The organism is Zobellella endophytica (assembly GCF_003012775.1).
GTDB classification, from domain to species: Bacteria; Pseudomonadota; Gammaproteobacteria; order Enterobacterales; family Aeromonadaceae; genus Oceanimonas; species Oceanimonas endophytica.
Genome location: NZ_PXYG01000054.1, coordinates 1 through 252, shown reverse-complemented (window position 1 = coordinate 252; position 252 = coordinate 1). Strand labels below are relative to the sequence as shown.

The following is a 252-nucleotide window of genomic DNA, read 5'->3' as shown; positions in this document are numbered from 1 at the left end:
CAGAAAGGTAGTCAAACAGAGCCGTTGGTTACTGCTGCGTAATAAAGCCAATCTGAAAGAGGAGCAGGCGGTCAGGCTGCAGGAACTGCTTGATGCCAATCAGCCGCTGGCAACCGTTTATGTACTGCGTATTCCGGCGAAGATGAACACCGATTCCGGACGAACGTGAACACCTGATTTCTCAACGCATCACGTCCTGGTGTTTTTAGCCCAGGTGTTCATCTTCGGTCAACTGCCCAAGCATTTTCCTCA

At 50.8% G+C, this 252-nt stretch carries 1 pseudogene; it reads left to right on the top strand.

The annotated features are described in order from the left end of the window. Positions 1-130 (top strand): annotated as a pseudogene (locus C7H85_RS19410) (transposase); the annotation flags it as partial. Between the last annotated feature and the right edge of the window lie 122 nt (positions 131-252).